The sequence below is a fragment of the Tahibacter soli genome (assembly GCF_025717065.2).
GTDB lineage: Bacteria > Pseudomonadota > Gammaproteobacteria > Xanthomonadales > Rhodanobacteraceae > Tahibacter > Tahibacter soli.
This window is the reverse complement of sequence record NZ_JAOVZO020000018.1, coordinates 602,410-615,874: the sequence shown is the minus strand read 5'-3', so window position 1 is coordinate 615,874 and position 13,465 is coordinate 602,410. Positions and strand designations below refer to the sequence as shown.

Annotated in this window: 14 protein-coding genes; 12 read left to right on the top strand and 2 right to left on the bottom strand. The window is 67.3% G+C overall.

Translation table 11 applies throughout. The features are described from left to right. Positions 1 to 152: 152 nt before the first annotated feature. The 11 genes from OD750_RS16185 (at position 153) to OD750_RS16135 (ending at position 9,834) form a co-directional block, all read left to right on the top strand. On the top strand, positions 153 to 662 hold the full coding sequence (locus OD750_RS16185) for a hemerythrin domain-containing protein (RefSeq protein ID WP_263541726.1): 510 nt from the start codon (positions 153 to 155) through the stop codon (positions 660 to 662). Positions 663 to 718: 56 nt separating this feature from the next. Then, on the top strand, positions 719 to 1,531 hold the full coding sequence (locus tag OD750_RS16180) for a DUF3050 domain-containing protein (RefSeq protein ID WP_263541725.1): 813 nt from the start codon (positions 719 to 721) through the stop codon (positions 1,529 to 1,531). A gap of 100 nt (positions 1,532 to 1,631) precedes the next feature. Next, entirely contained in the window at positions 1,632 to 2,168 is a 537-nt protein-coding gene (gene hslV, locus OD750_RS16175; protein WP_263541724.1) for an ATP-dependent protease subunit HslV, read from the top strand. Between the two features lie 2 nt (positions 2,169 to 2,170). Then, entirely contained in the window at positions 2,171 to 3,499 is a 1,329-nt protein-coding gene (hslU, locus tag OD750_RS16170; protein WP_263541723.1) for an ATP-dependent protease ATPase subunit HslU, read from the top strand. Positions 3,500 to 3,646: 147 nt separating this feature from the next. Continuing rightward, positions 3,647 to 4,264 carry a hypothetical protein gene (locus tag OD750_RS16165; RefSeq protein ID WP_263541722.1) on the top strand — a complete coding sequence of 206 codons (618 nt, stop codon included), beginning with the start codon at positions 3,647 to 3,649 and terminating at the stop codon, positions 4,262 to 4,264. Positions 4,265 to 4,274: 10 nt separating this feature from the next. Next, positions 4,275 to 4,634 (top strand): gamma-butyrobetaine hydroxylase family protein, encoded by a 360-nt coding sequence (locus OD750_RS16160; protein WP_263541721.1) that lies wholly within the window; start codon positions 4,275 to 4,277, stop codon positions 4,632 to 4,634. A 109-nt stretch (positions 4,635 to 4,743) separates the two neighbouring features. Beyond that, positions 4,744 to 5,235 (top strand): nuclear transport factor 2 family protein, encoded by a 492-nt coding sequence (locus tag OD750_RS16155; protein ID WP_263541720.1) that lies wholly within the window; start codon positions 4,744 to 4,746, stop codon positions 5,233 to 5,235. Continuing rightward, positions 5,232 to 6,725 carry a serine hydrolase domain-containing protein gene (locus OD750_RS16150; RefSeq protein ID WP_263541719.1) on the top strand — a complete coding sequence of 498 codons (1,494 nt, stop codon included), beginning with the start codon at positions 5,232 to 5,234 and terminating at the stop codon, positions 6,723 to 6,725. The genes OD750_RS16155 and OD750_RS16150 overlap by 4 nt, the downstream gene beginning before the upstream one ends. Before the next feature lie 108 nt (positions 6,726 to 6,833). Then, positions 6,834 to 7,283, top strand: coding sequence for a hypothetical protein (locus tag OD750_RS16145; RefSeq protein WP_263541718.1), 450 nt, complete (start codon positions 6,834 to 6,836; stop codon positions 7,281 to 7,283). A gap of 29 nt (positions 7,284 to 7,312) precedes the next feature. After that, positions 7,313 to 8,062, top strand: a complete 750-nt coding sequence (ubiE, locus tag OD750_RS16140) for a bifunctional demethylmenaquinone methyltransferase/2-methoxy-6-polyprenyl-1,4-benzoquinol methylase UbiE (RefSeq protein ID WP_263541717.1) — start codon at positions 7,313 to 7,315, stop codon at positions 8,060 to 8,062. After that, complete coding sequence (locus tag OD750_RS16135; protein ID WP_263541716.1) at positions 8,059 to 9,834, top strand: CPBP family intramembrane glutamic endopeptidase; 1,776 nt, start codon at positions 8,059 to 8,061, stop codon at positions 9,832 to 9,834. Before ubiE ends, OD750_RS16135 begins: the two co-directional genes overlap by 4 nt. Positions 9,835 to 9,893: 59 nt before the next feature. Here OD750_RS16135 and OD750_RS16130 read toward each other — a convergent pair whose 3' ends face one another. Beyond that, on the bottom strand, positions 9,894 to 10,625 hold the full coding sequence (locus OD750_RS16130; RefSeq protein ID WP_263541715.1) for a LuxR family transcriptional regulator: 732 nt from the start codon (positions 10,623 to 10,625) through the stop codon (positions 9,894 to 9,896). A 167-nt stretch (positions 10,626 to 10,792) separates the two neighbouring features. On the opposite strand from OD750_RS16130, the gene OD750_RS16125 reads away from it, so the two are divergent. Next, complete coding sequence (locus OD750_RS16125) at positions 10,793 to 12,649, top strand: M1 family metallopeptidase (RefSeq protein ID WP_263541714.1); 1,857 nt, start codon at positions 10,793 to 10,795, stop codon at positions 12,647 to 12,649. A 50-nt stretch (positions 12,650 to 12,699) separates the two neighbouring features. Here OD750_RS16125 and OD750_RS16120 read toward each other — a convergent pair whose 3' ends face one another. Then, positions 12,700 to 13,452, bottom strand: a complete 753-nt coding sequence (locus OD750_RS16120; protein ID WP_263541713.1) for a tetratricopeptide repeat protein — start codon at positions 13,450 to 13,452, stop codon at positions 12,700 to 12,702. Between the last annotated feature and the right edge of the window lie 13 nt (positions 13,453 to 13,465).

Below are 13,465 nucleotides of genomic sequence, written 5' to 3'. Positions count from 1 at the left end.
TCGTTTGGGCGTCCGCATGTGCGCTTTTTCGCACATGAATGTACACAAAAGTATATGGTCTACACTGGAAACAATTACAGGTTGCAAACAAAGGGTATGGATATAGGCTCGGGTGACGGGAATGTGAACGCACGATCAAAAACGGAGAATCCATGCTCGGTCTTCTGCGCAGACTGATGGGACGCGATGCGCCGGCGCAGGCCGCGCCCGCGCCGCTGACGCACGGTACAGCGCAGGCGCCGCGCTACGACTCGGCACTGGTCGAATCGCTCAAGCGCGACCATGGCGAATTGGTAAAGATGTATACAGAAATCGGCCGGCTGCCCGAGCGCGGGCGCTGGAACGACATCCCGGCTCAGCTCGTCGCCTTCAAGAGCCGGCTCGAGGCGCATCTGCTGGCCGAAAACGTGCGCTTCTACAACTACGTCGAGTACACGCTGCGCGACGACAGCGAAGACCTGATGTTGATCCGCAGTTTCCGCCGCGAAATGAACACGATCGCGCGCGGCGTCATCGACTTCGTCAAGAAGTACCAACACGGCGTGTTCGACGAACGCGCCCGCAAGTCTTTCCTCGAGGACTATCAGGGGGTCGGCGCTCTGTTGACGCAACGCATAGAGCGCGAGGAAGGAAGTCTCTACCCGCTGTATCAGCCGGGCTGACCGCACCCGCGCCACGCGGCGACTCCGGCCCTTCCCCCGCGAAAAGGAGCGTTCCCGTGACAGAGATTCTCGAGCAAGTCTTCACGCCGGAAGTCCGCAGACTGCGCGACTCGCTGCACACCCACCCCGTGTTCTCGCGCATCGCCGATCTTGCGTCGCTGCGCGCGTTCATGGAGGTTCACGTGTTTGCGGTTTGGGACTTCATGTCGCTGGCCAAGCGGCTGCAGCGCGACCTCACCTGCATCGAACTGCCGTGGATGCCGCCGGCCGATATCGACGCTGCGCACCTCATCAACGAAATCATCCTCGGCGAGGAAACCGACACCGGTCCGGACGGCCATCCGATCAGCCATATGCAGCTTTACCTCAATGCGATGAAGGAGGTCGGCGCCGACACGCGGCAGTTCGAGCGGTTCCTCGATCTCGTGCGCGACCGCGTGCCGGTCGAGAACGCGCTGGGCCGCGTCGGCGCGCCGAACTGCGTGATCGACTTCGTCACGCATACGATGAGCGTGGCGATCGGCGAGCGCACGCTGGTCGTCATGGCGAATTTCTTCTACGGCCGCGAGAACGTCATTCCCGGCATGTTCCAGCGCCTCCTCGACAGCTGGAGTCTCGATCGCGCCGCCGCGCCCGCGTTCGTCTATTACCTCGATCGCCACATCGAACTCGACGGCGACGCGCACGGCCCCGCTGCCGAAGCGATCATCGCACGCGCGCTGGCCCGCGAACCGCAGCAGGCCGAAGCCGTACGCAAGGCCGCTGTCGCTAGCCTCTCGGCGCGCCAGGCGCTGTGGGACGGTACCGACGCGCTGCTGGCGAAGCTGCCGCGCGCGAATCGCAAGAAGTTCTTCAGCCTGAAATTCTGATCGACGCGCATCGGCCCGGCGGCGGTTGCGAGCCGCCGCCGGGCCACTTGTCTCGTCCGCCGCCGTCCCCACCTGTGAGTTCCACTCGCAGGAGGATTCCATGGCGGACAGTTTCCACGCCACCACCATCGTATCGGTGCGCCGCGACGGCAAGGTCGTCATCGGCGGCGACGGGCAGGTCACGCTCGGCAACACCGTGATGAAGGCCAACGCGCGCAAGTTGCGCCGTCTCGGCAAGGGCGACGTGCTCGCCGGGTTCGCCGGCGCGACCGCCGACGCCTTCACGCTGTTCGAACTCTTCGAAGAAAAACTCGCCAAGCACGGCGGGCAGCTCACGCGCGCCGCGGTCGAACTCGCCAAGGAGTGGCGCACCGATCGCCGCCTCGGCCGGCTCGAGGCGATGCTCGCCGTCGCCAACAAGGAAGCGTCGCTGCTGATTTCCGGCAACGGCGACGTGCTCGAGCCCGAAAACGGGCTGATCGCGATCGGCTCGGGCGGCCCGTTCGCGCTCGCCGCCGCGAAGGCGCTGAGCGAAAACACCGACCTGTCGGCGCGCGACATCGTCGAGCGCTCGCTCAAGATCGCCGGCGACATCTGCATCTACACGAACCACAACGTCACGATCGAAGAGCTGTAAGCATGTCCGAACTGACCCCCCGCGAAATCGTCAACGAACTCGACCGCCACATCGTCGGCCAGCAGGCGGCCAAGCGCGCCGTCGCGATCGCGCTGCGCAACCGCTGGCGGCGTATGCAGCTCGATCCGTCGCTGCGCGACGAGGTGACGCCGAAGAACATCCTGATGATCGGCCCGACCGGCGTCGGCAAGACCGAGATCGCGCGCCGCCTCGCAAGCCTTGCGAACGCGCCGTTCATCAAGGTCGAAGCGACGAAGTTCACCGAGGTCGGCTACGTCGGCAAGGACGTCGAGTCGATCGTGCGCGATCTTGCCGACATGGCATGGAAGATGACGCGCGACCAGGCCAAGCAGCGCGTGAAGACGATCGCCGAAGACCGCGCCGAAGAACGCATCCTCGATGCGCTGCTGCCGCGCCGCGCCGCCGGCTGGGACGCGCAGCCGGCCGATGCCGGCGACCACGACACGCGCCAGAAGCTGCGCAAGCAGCTGCGCGAGGGGCGGCTCGACGAGCGCGAGATCGAACTCGAAACGACGGTGCAGCTCGGCGTCGAAATCGCCACGCCCCCGGGCATGGAGGAAATGAGCCAGCAACTGCGCGGGATGTTCCAGTCGCTCGCCGGCAACCGCACGCAGAAGCGCAAGCTGACCATCAAGGCGGCGTGGCCGGTGCTGATCGAGGAGGAAGCCGGCAAGCTCCTCAACGAAGAAGAGCTGAAAGTCGAGGCGATGCGCAATTGCGAGCAGAACGGCATCGTGTTCATCGACGAAATCGACAAGGTGGCCCAGCGCGGCGACTGGCACGGCGCCGGCGTCAGCCGCGAAGGCGTGCAGCGCGACCTGCTGCCGCTCGTCGAAGGTTCCACCGTGTCGACGAAATACGGCGTCGTGAAGACCGACCACATCCTGTTCATCGCGTCGGGCGCGTTCTCGCTCGCCAAGCCGTCGGACCTCATTCCCGAGCTGCAGGGCCGCTTTCCGATCCGCGTCGAACTCGGCGCGCTCACGAGCGGCGACTTCGTGCGCATCCTGCGCGAACCGCACAATGCGCTGACCAAGCAGTACTCGGCGCTGCTCGCGACCGAAGGCGTGACGGTGGAATTCGCCGATTCGGGCGTCGAGCGGCTCGCGGCGATCGCGTTCCAGGTCAACGAGCGCACCGAGAACATCGGCGCGCGCCGCCTGCATACGGTGCTCGAGCGCCTGCTCGACCACATCTCGTACGAGGCGCCGGACCGCGGCGGCACGCAATACCGCATCGATGCGGCGTACGTCGACGCGCATCTGGGCGAGCTGGTCAAGGACGAGGATCTGTCGCGGTACATTCTCTGAAGCCCCTCCCCCGAGCCGTGCTTGGGGTAGAGGGGAGGATCTCCAGTTCGTTGAATCGCCACGCTTTACGGGAACAACGTCGAGCCCGGTACGGTCCGTGACGATGCGTCACGACGCCGCACGTTTCCCCTCAGGTACAATCGCCGCATGACCAATATCGTCCATTTCAAGGCGCGCGGGCCGCGCGCCTACCTGCGCGAGGCGCAGGAACAGCGCATCCCGGTGCGGGTCAAGCGCGAAGGGATCGATCCGGGCTGGGTTCACGGCTTCATCGTCGACGTCTCGGCCGAATTCCTGCTGATCGCCGAAGTCTCCGATTCGATGCACTACGACGGTTTTCTCGTGGTCGCGCTGGCCGACGTCACGCACGCCGAGGAAGATCCGTCGCGCGAATTCGTCGAAAAAGCGTTGGCGATCAACGAGGAAGTGCTCGTCGCGCCGGTCGGGCTGCGCCTGGACGACTGGGGCGTCATCGCCCGCGGTGCCGCATCGCTCGCGCCGGTGATCTCGGTCAACATGCTCGATGACGAAACCGGCGAAGCCAGCTACATCGGCCAGCTCGAGGGCGTCGACGCCGAAACGCTGACCTTGCGCGAGATCGACCCGAATGCGCGCTGGTATCCCGATACCGGCGAGTACGACTACGCCGACATCGGCTCGATCGGTTTCGGCACGGCGTACATGGACACGCTCTATCGCGTGGCCGGCAAGCCGTCCGATCCGCTGGAGCCGCGCGCGATCCGTACGACCGACCCGGTTCGATGACGATCGCCCGGTGACCGCTACCCCGCGCCCGACCGGCATCACGCTGCACCGCGCCTCTCACGTCCTCGAAGTGAACTTCGACAACGGCGAGTCGTTCCGGCTGCCGTGCGAATACCTGCGCACGCATTCGCCGAGCGCCGAGGTGCAGGGTCACGGGCCGGGCCAGCGCGTGCTCGTGCCGGGCAAGCGCAACGTCAACATCGACGCGATCGAACCGGTCGGCCACTACGCCGTGCTGCTGCGCTTCGACGACGGCCACCAGACCGGCATTTTCTCGTGGCCGGTGCTGTACGACCTCGGCCGCACGCAGGCGCAAGCCTGGCCGGCGTACCTCGCCGCGCTCGAAGCGGCCGGCCTTACGCGCGACTGACCGGCTCGGCCGGTCGAATCGACCGGCGCGGCGCAAATCGGGTCTTTCGCTCTGGCGCGGCGCCGCGATCGCCGCTTGAATGCGCGCACCCGTCTTCGGAGTGCGTCGCATGCGAAAATCCTCGCTTGTTTTCAACGTTCTCGCGCTGGCCGCGACGCCGGCGCTCGCCGCCGATCCGCAGGCCGACGTGCGTCAGATCGTCGAGACGTTTCGCGCGGCGATCGTCGCGAAGGACGGCGCGACGCTGCGCACGCTGTTTCTGCCCGGCCACGATTCGTGGTTCAGCGTCGACAGCGAGGCCGAATACGGCCGCCGGCTGCGGAAAGATCCCGCCGCGTCGCGTGTGCATCCGGGCACGAGCGCGCGCTTCGCCGACAGCATCGGCGGCGACCGGGGCCGCGTCGAGGAAACGTTCTCGAACGTGAAGATCCTCGCCGACGACGCAATCGCGTCGGTGCACTTCGACTACGTGTTTCTCGCCGACGGCAAGCCGACGAACCACGGGCAGGAGGCCTGGCAACTCGTCAGGACGGGCGACGGCTGGAAGATCGTCTCGCTCGTCTATTCGGTCGACACGGCCCCGCCGGACGGTGCGCCGTGATTCGCCGCGCGCTCGCCGCCTTGTTTGCGGCCTTCGTGCCGCACGCCGCCGCCGCACCGCTCGACGTGCTCGACGCGGGCCTGCGACCGACCGTGCGCAAGGCCGGCGAAGCGCCGCCGCGCTGGTCGCTGCGCGAACGCATGGCGTTCCACAAGGTGCCCGGCGTCGCCGTCGTCGTGTTGAAAGATGGTGTAGTCGTTCAATCAAAAGGATTCGGAGTGCGAGAAGCCGGAACGACCGGCGCGGTCGACGCCGATACCGTGTTCTCCGTCGGATCGATCAGCAAGGTTGTCGCCGCCGCGGCGGCGCTGCGGCTGGCGCAGGCGGGCCGGCTCGACCTCGATCGCGACGTGAACCGCTACCTGACGTCGTGGCACCTGCCGAAACCGCCGGCCGGCGGCGAGCCGGTCGTGACGATGCGTATGCTGCTGTCGCATACGTCGGGTCTCGGCGTGCACGGTTTCGACGACTTCCTGCCCGGCGAAGCGGTGCCGACGATGCTGCAGACGCTGTCCGGCGCGAAACCCGCGAAGAACGAACCGGTGCGCTTCAAGGCGGCGCCCGGTACGACGTACGACTATTCCGGCGGCGGCTATCAGGTGGCGCAGCTCGTGCTCGAAACCGTGGCCGGCGCGCCGCTCGAGACGATCGCGCACGACGCGGTGTTCAAGCCGGCCGGCATGCCGCGCAGCACGTACGCGAGCCCGCTGCCCGACGACTACGGCAACGTCGCGAAGGCGCATGACGAGACCGGCGCGCTCGTGGCGGCGCCGCGCGGCTGGCAGACCTTTCCGCAGGCGGCGGCGGCCGGCTTGTGGACGAGCGCGAACGACCTCGGCGCGTTCGTCGGCGTGCTGCTGCGCAGCTATCAGGGCAAGGACGCCTTCCTGCCGCGCGCCGCGGCCGTGCGCATGCTGACCGAGGTCGCGCCGGGCGGTCACGGGCTCGGGCCGCGCGTGTCGGGCGAAGGCGTCGCGCGAATCTTTCATCACGGCGGCGCCAACGACAGCTACCGCGCGTGGATCGAAGGCTATCCGGAGACCGGCGACGGTTTCGCGATACTCACCAACGGCGCGAACGGCACGATGCTCGCGCGCGAGATCCGCAACGCGCTGTCGGATGCGATCGGCCTCGGCGTGAACCCGCCGGTGCGCACGATCGCACTCGCCGACGGCGCGGCGGCCGACTACGCCGGCACGTATCGCCGCGACACCGCCGTACCGGCCGGCGTGCGCCGCGTGCTGGCCGACACGATCGAGTCGGCATCGCTGACCGTCAGCATCGAAGGCGGCGCGGTCGCGGTGCTCGCGGCCGGCGAAGACAAGCCATGGACGACGCTGCCGGTCACGCCGTCGCGCTTCGTCACGACGGGCGGCGCGACGACGTTCGAGTTCCAGCGCGATGCGCGCGGCGTGGTGCGCGGGATCGTCGTCGCGGCCGACGGGTCGCGGGACTACTTTCGCAAGAGCGGCGTGGCACGAGCGGATTGAGCGCGCTCCGTACCGTATCGTTTGCCAATGTGCGCGTTGTATCGTTTGTGCGCGCGCCTTGATCTGCAGCCTGGGAGCGCAGGCAGTCACCCTTACTCGGGAGTTGGCATGATCAGGCATCTGCTTTTTCTTGTGATTTGTGTGATGAGTGCAAACGTTCAGGCGGCGTCGCCGCCTGATCGCTTCGACGTGACGTTTGTTTCACTGCTGCCGGATGGTGGCGTCAAGCGAGAAACTCGCCCGTTACGTGCGGACGAAATTCGTTCCATGGGCGTGTTCGATTCACGCGATGCCGTGGCCAAAGGTCTCGAAGACGGGGCGCCGCCAACGCCGAACCCGCCGATCAACGGCGCCGTTCCGGACCATCTCATGAGAATCGACTTGCATCTCGTGCTGAACGGCTGGACGCGGGATACGGCATATGGCCGTAGCACGCCCGGCGGTCCTTGGCAGTTGATCCATGATCTTCTGCGTCGCGGTGCCGGCGGCCCGAGCACCGGCGGCATCGGCGGCGATTGCCCGCCCGGCGCCGGCGACAACTGCGTCGACCTGAACTGACCCTTCGTTCGCTCATGTACCATTCGGTCATGAGCGAACCAGAAACCACCCACTTCGGCTACCGCGACGTCCCGGTCGCCGAAAAGCAGAAACTCGTCGGGCAGGTGTTCTCGTCGGTCGCGACGAGCTACGACCTCATGAACGACCTGATGTCGTTCGGCATCCACCGCTTGTGGAAAAGACACTTCGCGGCGATCAGCGGCGTGCGCGCCGGCGATCGCGTGCTCGATCTCGCCGGCGGCACCGGCGACATCGCGGCGCTGCTGCTGCCGCTCGTCGGCGAGCGCGGCGAGATCGTCGTCGGCGACATCAACGCGGCGATGCTGACCGTCGGCCGCGACCGCCTGACCGACCGCGGGCTCGTCAAGGGCGTGCGCTACGCGCAGCTCAACGCGCAGGCGCTGCCGTTTCCGGACCGCAGCTTCGACGCGGTGACCATCGCGTTCGGCCTGCGCAACGTCACCGACAAGCAGCGCGCGCTCGAAGAAATGCACCGCGTGCTCAAGATCGGCGGCAAGGCGCTGATCCTCGAGTTCTCGCAGGTGCGGCAGGAGTGGTTGAAGCCGTTGTACGACTTCCATTCGTTCCAGGTGCTGCCGCGCCTGGGCCGCCTGTTCGCGCAGGACGCCGACAGCTATCGCTATCTCGCCGAATCGATCCGCAAGCATCCGAACCAGGAAACCCTGCTCGCGATGATGGATCGGGCCGGTTTCGCCAAGACCGAAGTTCGCAACCTCACGGCGGGCATCGTCGCGATCCATCGCGGCTACCGGGTTTGAGCACGGCGCGCCGCTGGCTGGCCGCGCTCGCGGCGTTCGTCGCCGCGAGCGGCGTGTGCGCCGCGGCCGATCTCACCGATGCCGCGGCTGCCTATCGGCGCGTCGCCGAGACCGAGCGCGGCGCGTACCGCGCGGTGCTGGCCGACTACGAACGCGCGACGCGCAGCCGGCCCGACGACGTGTCGCTGGCGGTCGCGCGCTGCGAATTCATCGGCCTGTTCGCCGCGAGCGAAGACGCCGACGCGGCGACGACCGCCGACGACGAGCGCTGCGAAGCCGATCTGCGCGAGCGGTTCGCGCAGGCGCCCGAGGCGCAGGTATTTCTGAATGCGCGCGATTGGGGCGACGACGCGGGCGCACGCGGCGACGCGCTGCTCGTGCAGTCGCAGAGCTGGCCGCCCGCGACGCGCTGCAAGCTGCTCGAAGACGTCGCGGCCCGGCATGCCATGGACGAGAACGCCGAGCGCGCGGGCGAGCTGGCCGTCGAAGCGGTGCGTCTGTGCGGCAACGCGACGCGCGTGGCGCAGGCATTCAGGCACCTCGTCGGCAAGGGGCTCGCGCAGCCCGCGGCGGCGCTGCTGGCCGGCGTGCCCGCCGCGAAGGAAACCTGGCAGGCCGACGAACGCGTGAAGGCGGCGCTGGCGCACCCCGATCGCGAACTCGCGCGGCACGAGTGGGAGCGCCATCGCGATGCCGGGGTCGAGGTCGACGCGACGCTGCAGGCGCGCGCGCTGTTCCGCGCCGGCGACGCGCAGGGCGCGGCGCGCGTGCTGCCGGCGCCCGATGCGACCGCGAAAACCACTCGGACACTCGAGAATCTGCGATTCGATCTGGCGCTGGCGACCGGCGACGTGCGCGCCGCCGCCGGGCAGATCCGATTCGCCGACGCGCTGACGCGGGCGGGCTGGATGACGCAGGTCGAGCGCTACGGCCGCGTCGTCGCAAAGCAGCCGCAGCTCGCTCTGGCGATGCCGTTGCTGCCGCTGACCGGCCTGCTGATGCTGACCGTCGCGCTGTTGCTGCTGCTGCCGGGCCTGCTGCTCGTTCCGGCGCACTACCGCGGCCTGATCCGGCGTCAGCACGGCCGCGTCGCCGAGCCCTTGTTCGCGTCTGTCGGGCTGACCAAGGCCTGGGTCGCGCTCGGCGCCGCGGTGCTCGTGCCGTTCGCGGTTGCGGTCGTGCTGGGCGTGGGCGCGGACGGCGCGCCGACCGGCAACGGCACGGCGCTGCGTTCGCTGCTGTACTCGACCGTGCTGCAGCTCGCGCTGTTCGTGCCGTGGGCGATCGGCCTGGGCCGCGTCGGCTGGACGGGTACGCTCGGCTTGCGCGAAAGCGCGCGCCAGGTCGTGCGCTGCTGGTTCACGCTGTTCGCGGTTTCGCTGGCGATCGGCGTCTGGCTCGTGAGCACCGGCGGCGGTGCGGACACCGACCAGACGCGCGCCGTCAACCAGGCCGTCGGCGACAGCCTGCACCTGTACGGTTTCGGCGGCACGGTGCTGATCGTTGCGCTGCTGGCGCCGCTCGCCGAGGAATTCGTTTTTCGCGGCATGCTGCTCGGCGGTCTCAGCCGGCACCTGAGCTTCGGCGCGAGCAATGTGCTGCAGGCCGGGCTGTTCGCCGCGTTCCATGCCGATCCGCCGCGCCTGCCGTTCTATTTCACGCTGGGCCTGCTCGCCGGCTGGCTGGTGCGGCGCAGCGGCGGGCTTGCGCCTGCGCTCGCTCTGCATGCGCTCAACAACGCGCTGTTCGTGCTGCTGCAGCGAATTTTCTAGCAGGCTGTCGAGAAACGCCCCGCCGGATCGATCCGACCACGAAACTTGCCGGAAACGTTCTACGGATCGATGAGACCCAGCGCGATCGCGCGCGCGACGGCCGGCTGCCGGCCGTTGACGCCGAACTTGTGCGCGGCGTTCTGCAGGTGAAACACGACCGTGCGCTCGCTGACCCCCAGCACGCGGCCGATCTCCCAGCTCGTCTTGCCTTCGGCGGCCCAGTGCAGGCATTCGAGTTCGCGCGCGGTCAGGTGCGGCGGCGGCGGCAGCGTGGTCGTGTGCGCGAAGCGATGGCCCGACTCGTGGATGTAGTGGGCGAACAGGTGCAGGTCGGCCACGTGCGCGGCGAAGTCGTCGTCGCGGCGCGGATCGCCGCTCGCGAACGACACCATGCCCCAGGTGCAGCCGAGGCCGTGCACCGGAATGCTGACGCCGCTCTTCAAGCCGTGCTCTGCCGCCTCGCGGTACAGGCGACGCACGGCCATGTTCTGCGCGTCGCTCGCGTTCGCGGCCTGGCGCGCGGGCCAGACGATCGGCGTGGCGTGGCCGTGGCAATGCGCCACCGCCGGGTCGACGCGCAGGAAGTCGTGCGCGAAGTAGTAGTCGAGCCAGGCCTGCGGAAAATTGCCGAGCAGAAATTGCGGTTTGCGCTGGTCGAGCAGCGGCAGATCGAGCGCGTAGCACCAGTGATCGATGCCTTGTCCACGCGACAGCCGCGTGATCGTCCGGATCAGCTCATTGGGCGAACGCGCTACGGCGATCTGCTGCAGCTGATCGAGCTGGAAGTTCATCCACACTCCGCGAAATCTGCACTCGTAAACTATAGCGAAAAAGTGAAGGAACTGTGCGTGCGGGCGATTTCGAGCGACGAGCGGTACGGCCGTCCGTTCCGAGCGCCTCGGCATGACCCCTCGGGCGTGATGGCATACTCTGCGCTTCGACCCTTCGCGGAGGCTCCATGCCGACTTTGCCGAAACTATTGTTTTCAGTGATGGCGCTCGTCGCCGCCGACGCCCGCGCGGCCGCCGATCCGCAATCCTATGCCGAGACCGACAAGGTCCGCGTCAGCGCGCTCAAGCTCAATCTCGAGGTGGCGTTCAAGTCGTCGCAGCTCGTCGGCACGGCGGAGCTGACGCTCGACTGGCGCGACAAGACGGCGCGCACGCTCAAGCTCGACACGCGCGACCTCGCCATCGCCTCGGTCGAAGCGATCGGCGCCGACGGCAAGGCCGAGCCGGTCAAGTTCGATCTCGGCTCGCGCGACAAGATTCTCGGCACCGCGCTCGTGATCGAGCTGCCGCAGCAGGCGCCGAAGGTGAAGATCGGCTATGCGACGTCGCCGCAGGCTTCGGGGCTGCAGTGGCTGCCGCCGATCCAGACCGCCGGCAAGAAGCATCCGTTCCTGTTTTCGCAGTCGCAGGCGATCCACGCGCGTTCGTGGGTGCCGCTGCAGGATACGCCGGCCGTGCGGTTCACCTATACGGCCGACCTGCGCGTGCCCGAAGAACTGCGCGCCGTGATGAGCGCCGGCAACGATCCGAAGCACCGGCTCACCGGCCTGTTCCATTTCGAGATGGACAAGCCGATTCCGTCTTACCTGCTGGCGATCGCGGTCGGCGACATCGCCGCGAAGGCCACCGGTCCGCGCACGGCGGTCTATGCCGAACCGTCGATGGTCGAGAAGGCCGCGAAGGAATTCGAAGACACCGAGAAGATGATCGTCGCGACCGAGAAGCTGTACGGCCCGTATCGCTGGGGCCGCTACGACATTCTCGTGCTGCCGCCGAGCTTTCCGTTCGGCGGCATGGAAAACCCGCGCATGACGTTCGCCACGCCGACCGTCATCGTCGGCGACAAGAGTCTCGTGTCGCTCGTCGCGCACGAACTGGCGCATTCGTGGTCCGGCAACCTCGTGACGAATTCGAGCTGGAAGGACATCTGGCTCAACGAGGGTTTCACGAGCTACGTCGAGCGCCGCATCGTCGAGGCGATCTACGGCCGCGAGCAGGCCGACATGGAAGACGTGATCGGCCAGTTCGGCGTGAAGCAGGAAATGGAAGGCCTCGCGCCGGGCGACCAGGTGCTCGCGTTGAAGCCGCTCGACGGCCGCGATCCGGACGAGGCGCTGACGGAAGTGCCGTACGTGAAGGGCGCGTGGTTTCTCACGTTCCTCGAAAACGCATACGGCCGCGCGACGTTCGATGCGTTCGTGCGCGGCTACTTCGACCACTTCGCGTTCCAGAGCATCGACACCGATACGTTCCTGGCGTACTACAAGAAGAACCTCGCGCAGAAGCATCCGGGCAAGGTCACCGACGCGCAGCTCGACGCGTGGCTGAACCAGCCGGGCATCCCGGCGTTCGCCAAGGCGGCGACCGCGGCGCGTTTCGAGAAGGTCGACGCGGCGCGCGCGTCATGGCTCGCGGGCAAGACGCCGGCGAAGGACATCGACAGCGGCAAGTGGGGCACGCACGAGTGGGTGCGCTTCGTCGAAGGCATGCCCGAAAAGCTCGACGAAAAGCAGCTCGCCGATCTCGACGAGGCGTTCAAGTTCACGGGTACGCCGAACGGCGAGATCGCGCAGCGCTGGTATCCGCTGACGGTGCGCAGCGGCTACGCCAAGGCGCGGCCGGCGATCGAGACGTTCCTGATCTCGATCGGCCGCCGCAAGCTGATCATGCCGACGTGGGAAGCGCTGACGGCGACGCCGGACGGCCTCGCGTTCGCGCAAGGCGTGTTCGAGAAGGCGAAGGTCGGGTATCACCCGATCACGACGGCGTCGGTGACGGCGGCGTTGGAAAAAGCCAAGAAGTAATTTTTGCCTTTCTCCCTCTCCTCCGGCACGGTTGGGGGAGAGGGCTTCAATCACGCCGGCCCCAGCGCCGCCAGCTCCTTCTTCGCCGCGTCGAGATACGCCTTCTCCTTGCGCCGGTAATACGCCGGCGCGACTTTCGCGCGCTTGTGCATCTCCTCGAACACGCGCCGCGCGTCGGCGTAGCGTTCGAGTTTCTTGAGCAGGAGGCCGTAGCGCAGCCGCGCTTCCTCGCCCGGATAGCTCGTCGACAACGCGTCGTATTCTTCGAGCGCGCGAGCGTGTTCGCCGAGTTCTTCCAGGCATCGCGCGTACAGAAAGTGCCCGTCGCTCGACGTGAAGTCGGGGTTCGCCTTGATCAGCGCGTCGAGCGTGTCGCGCGCGCTGGCGAATTCGCCGAGGCCGGCCTGCGCCTGCGCGAGCGCGAGCATGAAGCCCGGCTCGGTCGCGTAGATGCCCTTGAGCATCGAGCGGTAAAGCTCCGCCGCGTTCGCGTAGTCGCCCAGGCGCAGGCTTTCCTCGGCGAGCCGGCGGCGATTGTTGACGGTGTCGGCCGCTTCGAGCTCCTGCGCGATGCGGCGGCGCTGGCGCTCCGGGTCGATCTTGTTCTGTACGTCGCGTACGAGCTTGCGGCTGCGCGGGTCGTTGCGCAGATCGGGCAGGATCTGCGTGAAGAAATACACGGCGACCGCGAGGTACGAGCCGATGAAGATGATCCACATCCACCAGTGCGGCCGGCCGGTGCGCACGACGTGCACGAGACAGACGAACTGCAACACGATCGAAAGAATGAACAGTGCGGGCATGACACGACACGAA